At 63.3% G+C, this 5,368-nt stretch carries 4 protein-coding genes and 2 pseudogenes; 2 read left to right on the plus strand and 4 right to left on the minus strand.

Annotated elements, in window-relative coordinates:
- Positions 1-273: pseudogene (locus tag C8J45_RS19460) on the plus strand (hypothetical protein); the annotation flags it as partial.
- A 94-nt stretch (positions 274-367) separates the two neighbouring features.
- Here the strand turns inward: C8J45_RS19460 and C8J45_RS19690 are convergent.
- A complete protein-coding gene (locus C8J45_RS19690) occupies positions 368-544 on the minus strand; it encodes an AlpA family transcriptional regulator (RefSeq protein ID WP_258191545.1) in 177 nt (58 codons plus the stop codon).
- 289 nt (positions 545-833) lie between these two features.
- On the opposite strand from C8J45_RS19690, the gene C8J45_RS18735 reads away from it, so the two are divergent.
- Positions 834-2,687, plus strand: a complete 1,854-nt coding sequence (locus C8J45_RS18735; protein ID WP_107964656.1) for a HipA domain-containing protein — start codon at positions 834-836, stop codon at positions 2,685-2,687.
- Between the two features lie 11 nt (positions 2,688-2,698).
- On the opposite strand, the gene C8J45_RS18740 is transcribed toward C8J45_RS18735, so the two are convergent.
- From C8J45_RS18740 to C8J45_RS18750, 3 genes and pseudogenes are all read right to left on the minus strand, one after another.
- Entirely contained in the window at positions 2,699-4,351 is a 1,653-nt protein-coding gene (locus C8J45_RS18740; RefSeq protein ID WP_181321296.1) for a hypothetical protein, read from the minus strand.
- Positions 4,294-5,100: a transposase gene (locus C8J45_RS18745; RefSeq protein ID WP_146168674.1), complete on the minus strand. Its 807-nt coding sequence runs from the start codon at positions 5,098-5,100 to the stop codon at positions 4,294-4,296. Before C8J45_RS18745 ends, C8J45_RS18740 begins: the two co-directional genes overlap by 58 nt.
- Positions 5,097-5,368, minus strand: a pseudogene (locus C8J45_RS18750) (hypothetical protein); the annotation flags it as partial. The pseudogene C8J45_RS18750 and the gene C8J45_RS18745, both read right to left, overlap by 4 nt.

The following is a 5,368-nucleotide window of genomic DNA, read 5'->3' on the forward strand; positions in this document are numbered from 1 at the left end:
CGGCAATGCCTTCAGCAAGGGGCGGTCGATTTCCTCGAACAGCTCACGCCGCGACCGGCCAAACCGGCGCATGACGCGGGCGTTCAACGCGGTCAGACGCAGGAGAAACGTGCTGATGTCGATCGCACTGTGATGGCCCTTGACAAGGCGCAGTACGAGCATCTGCGGCGGCATATGATGCAGGAATGGTCTGATATCATCGATGCCTGGGTGGCGGGGCAAGAAGCGCGTGCCGGTCCTGATTCCGCCCTCGATGCCTATGCTCGCGCCTAATCCGGCGCTTTGACGGGACGCGCCTTACGCTTGCGCACATCGGGATGCGGCGCCCGGTCGATTGGCGATCGCCGGGCTGTCGCCAAGCGCTCGGTCAGCCAGGCTTCGACCTGGCCAGATCCCACACCACACAGCGCGGGGTGAGCGCAAAGCGACGAGGGAATTCGCCGCGCTGTTCCATCTCATTGATGGTGGTGTCGGCCAGCGGTAAGATCTGCCGAAGCTCATGGCGGATCATCCGCTTTTTGAGGGCCTCAGATTTCGTCGACATAACTCTACTCCAACGAGATTGGCGTCTGATGCCGATTGGAGCCGATAGACCCGACATGAAAAGAGCGAACGCACCGGCGTAGGGCTCGCGGCGGCGATGGCGTGGAAATCGGCGGGTCCATGGCCGAATGGATCGCGGCATGATCGCTTTGGAGCGCGCCGATCATACCGGGCCGGCGCTTTTCAGCCGCTGCACTCACGGAATTATCGCGCATTTCAGATGCGTGATAATTCTTGCATCAGAAGTTGGATGGTGGAATTAACGCGCATCTGAGATGCGAGATAATCCTATGGCTCTTCATTTAGTCGGTGAAACAATTGACGCCAAGCGCGCGCATCAGCGCGCGCAGGCCGGTGAGTTGATCCAGCTCGTCCGCGGGGTTTACGTCGATCAGCAAGGGGATATCGAGGCGACGATCCTCGGTCATGCGGTCCGGATTGCACACTATCTCTATCCCAACGCCTATCTGTCGTCGGCGAGTGCAGCGCTACTCGCGCCGACGCCCGACGGGCGGCTGTTCATCAGCGGCCGCCGCAACCAGCGCACGCGGTTGCGGACGCTCGAGATCATCCAGAACGAAGCGCCGAAGCATCCATCGACGGCGATCGCTGTCATCGGCGACGACTTGGGCGAATTACGCATCGATGCCTCATCACCGCGCCAGCGCTTTCTCGAAGCGTTCCGCCTGCGCAGCGAACATGCGAGCGCGGTTACCGCCGACATGCGTGCGCAGATGGCGGCGCGTCTGGTGGAGGAGCATGGGACGCCCCAAGCCGCGGCCGACGCTGTCTGGGTGCTGGCGCGTGAGAACGAATGGTATCGCGAAGGTGAAGGCGCCGAACGCTTTCTGCTAGCTCAGCCGGGCGTTGCTAAGGCGCCGGTCAACAAGGCAGCGCTCGATCTCCTCGTCGCCTGGCACGGGGAGCCGCTCGGCCGGCTGACCCACGATGGATTCGAATGGCGCTGGAAGCCGCGGCGTCGAGCGGGACCGGCCCTCGTGCGCGAGACCACGCCGGGCAAGCTGCCGTCCTTCATTGAATCGCTGCTGCCCGAGGGCTGGTTGGCTCAGGTTCTCCATGAACGCGATGAACGCGAGGCGCTCCGGCGCGGACGGAGATATATGTCGAACATCGTCATCGTCGAGGGTCGAGAGGAACTGGCGGCACTGCCTGCCGACATTCTCACGACAACACTGGCTGGATACATCGACGCCGGTCGCTTCACGGGCCGCTACGCAGGCCCGGCGCGGGGCGAGATCGAGGAGACCTTCGAGCAGAATCTGGCGCGCATCTTCGCGCGCGCGGAAACACCGCGCCTGTCGGGCGTCCAGATCAAGGCGCCGATGAGCCTGATGCCTGATGGCGCCCTCGTTCCGGCCATCGATCAGCCGTTCAGCCATATCCTCAAGCCCGCTGGCACGGCAGGCTTCGAGACGTTGCCGGTCGTCGAGTGGCTTTGCCTGGAGCTTGGCCGCTCGGCCGGGTTCGATGTGCCCGATGCCGCGCTGCTGGAAATGCCCGATGGCATGTCGCCTGCACTGGTCGTCGAGCGGTTCGATATCCGTCGCGGGCCAGCGGATCAGCGGCGTCTGGCGATGGAGGACTTTTGCTCCATTCTGGACCTTCCCGCGTCCGCCAAATACGACGGAACGATCGAGCGGATGGCGCGCGGCCTACGACCGCTGTCGACCGATCCGGCCAGCGATCTCGATATCCTGTTCCGCCGGGCCGTGTTCGCCTGGCTCATCGCCGATGGCGATATGCATCTCAAGAACCTCGCTGTGCTCAAAGTCGCCGAGGTGGATGCCAAGGTCTTCACGAGCGTGCGCTTCGCGCCGCTGTACGACGCCGTCACCACGCGCGTCTTCCCGGGTTTGGGGGGCGATCGCATGGCGCTCAAGCTTAACGGCAAGGATGACCGTCTGACGCGCCAGGACTTCCTCGCGCTGGCGCGGACAATCGGCGTATCTGCCGGAGATGCCGAGACTGCGATTGCGGACCTGACCGCGCGTGTGGCCGACCGGGCGCAGGGGCTTCAGCTACCTGCCTTCGCGGCCGAGGCTGAGGCCGCCAAAACAGCGCAGGACAAGGTGATCGCCTTGGTCGGGGAACGCTGCACGGCACTTGCCGCTGAAGGCGACTGAGCGGCGCGACATTACGGTTGGAGCCGGATTTGCAGGTCGGCGAGATCATCTGCCGCCATGGCGGTTCCCATGAGGCTGTGAAGATACTCCAGTAGGTCTTCCTGACGCGGTTGCCCGAACGCGAGGCGATAGACGGTCAAGCTCCGCTTGAGCCATTCGAGTCGTCGGACCTCGCGGCTGAACGGGAGCATGGGCACGCGGCGTTCGACCTTCACCGGACCTTCGTAGATCCAGTAGGGAATGAGGTCAGAGACATTCTCGGTCTCAGCGCGAGCTGCGTCGAACATGATCTGCCAAGGATCATCGTGATCTGTCTCGCGCCCACGCACCACGTCGACCTGCCGATGCGCCAGATTTAGGCGGATGGCGTGACCCTTGAAGCGGTGGACACGCCCCTCGCGCTGCTCGAGATCAACGGGATTTCCGGGCAAGTTCCAGTGATAGAGTCGATAGCAATAAGGGTGAAAGTCGAGGCCTTCTTGTCCGACGGAGGTCGTGGCCAGCGCGAAGGGTCGGAACGGTGAGTTGAAGGCGTCGCGAACGCTGGAGAGGCGTGCAGCCCCGCCTTCCTCGTCCTTGTAGTCGGCCAGACGCATGGCGAAGCGCCCGCGCATCTGGAACTTGTTGATCACCAGCTTCTTACCGTCGACCGTTGGATCCTCGACATCGATCTGCGAGGGGCGAATGGCCAACGCCTCCGAGATCGCCTTGCTGATCCCAGCGATCCGATCGACGGCTGGCTTGGCGCCCAAGCCCTCGGCGTCGAGCAGATAGTGGACGTACTCGTCGAGAACGGCCTGAAGGTTATGCTCAACGCCGTAGTTGAGCACTTGGCGCCAATAGCGGTCATCGTCGTCCTTGCGTAGGAGGGCGACGGCGTCATGCTGGTTGAAAAGCGTGCGGAAACCCCAGGCGATCTGGTTCGCCGCCTTCAGCAGTCGATGATCGTCCCAAGCGAGATCGGGCGCGATCCGGTGCAGGGCGCGCAGCGCACAGACTGCGGGGCTGCCGAGAGCAACATCGACCAGGAGGTCAATCAGCGTGTCCGGTACGGGTCCAAAGGTGCGTTCGGTCGTCACAGTCCGCAGTTCGGCGACATGTTCCTTGAAACCCTCTTCGTTGCCGAGGAGGGCGAAGCCGTCAGGGGAGTTGACCCAGGCGACGGAGCTGGCTTTTGCCATGGCGTCGATCACGACCGGGGCAGCCCATTCCCAATCGCGGCCATCTGCCGTGTCGCCTGACCGCTCGGCGAGCGCGGCGACGCTCTCGCGCAAGCGGTCGGCGACGGCTTTACGCATGGCTTCGACCGACAGGGTTTCGTTCGACGCTCCAAAAATCGCAAGAGGGTCGGCAAGGCGCGCCAAGGTCGGCGACGGATAGACCAGGTGCATTGCGCGCATGGCGACAAGTCGCCCTTGATTTTGCCGGAACTGGATGGGGCGTGGGCGAACATGACCGAAATATCGCTGCCCCGAAGCGCCGACGCCCATACGGCGTTCGGCCTCGTAGGACAGGATTGACGCGATCGCATCGGGCACCATCGACCAGGATGAGAAGATCAGCGCCTTGGTCAGCGGCGGCCCGGATCGCTCGGGACCGTAATAGGTTAGGGATGGTGGGATCCACAGATGTTGATCGAGACCATCGCCGAACACGTCATCCATGACGCGCCGCCAAAGAAGTCGAAGGCCCTGACGTGCGCGTCCGTCCAGTCCGGCAGGGTCTCGGTCCAGGTCGGCCACGCAAACGACAGGCTCGAAGCGCCCATCACAGCCACGAAAAGATGAGCCTCGCGGATCTCGCCGGTCAGCCGGTCGACCACCACCGACACCGTATCCCCAGCATAGTCGACAAACATCCGGTCCCCGCCCAAATGCGTCTGCCGCATCGTCACCGGAAGCCGCCCCTCCCAGGAGCGGTACAGTTCGCAGAACCGGCTATACCGATAGCCGTCGGGATGAGCTTCGATGTATTCGTCCCACAACAACTGCAGCGTAACGTGCTTGCGCTTGAGTTCCCGGTTCACGACCGCCCAGTCGGGTTCGTGCCGGCCCCGCTCCGAGCCTCGCTTTGCCGCTACACCGTACAACTCGAGTTCGAGTGCCGTGTCGGTCAGCCCGTCTGCCAGCGGCCATTCCAGCTTCGACGCGCGAAAGCGTTGCAGCATCATCCGGACGCCCGTGCTCCCGACGCCTACGCGCCGCGCTACCTCCCGCGAAGGAAGACCGGCATCATACGTCAGCCGTAAAATCTCGCGCACTTTGCGCATCGCAATTCGCTCCGTCGGCATTGGCTGCTCCTCGAAAAGAAGCAGCCTGCGACGACCGGATCTCACCACCAAAACACTCCGCATCTGATCGCGATCTAATCGGAACGCTGATCGCGATGATCCCGGAATGCTGATCGCCATCATCTCGGAACGCTGATCGCCATCACCTCGGAATGCTGCGCGCGATGATCCCGGAATCCGCACCCGGCCGCCTCGGCAGCCTCATGAACGGCGCGGTGGAGCTGTCTGGTCGAGATCGGATCGGTGTAGCTACGCCCCGGGAACAGCCAGCCGTGCGGCAACAGGACACTGCGCCGCAGCATCGCGTTACGGTCCTTGCGGCCCTTGCCCTCCTCGATGCGGATCAGCATGCGCTTGCTGTCGATGTCGTCGGCCTTGAGGTGCGCGACCT

This window comes from Sphingomonas sp. PP-CE-3G-477, from assembly GCF_003050745.1.
Lineage (GTDB): Bacteria > Pseudomonadota > Alphaproteobacteria > Sphingomonadales > Sphingomonadaceae > Sphingomonas.

Coding starts and splice junctions, on each gene's coding strand:
- C8J45_RS19690 (WP_258191545.1), bottom strand. CDS start 544: ATGTCGACGAAATCTGAGGCCCTCAAAAAGCGGATGATCCGCCATGAG.
- C8J45_RS18735 (WP_107964656.1), top strand. CDS start 834: ATGGCTCTTCATTTAGTCGGTGAAACAATTGACGCCAAGCGCGCGCAT.
- C8J45_RS18740 (WP_181321296.1), bottom strand. CDS start 4,351: ATGGATGACGTGTTCGGCGATGGTCTCGATCAACATCTGTGGATCCCA.
- C8J45_RS18745 (WP_146168674.1), bottom strand. CDS start 5,100: ATGATGGCGATCAGCATTCCGGGATCATCGCGATCAGCGTTCCGATTA.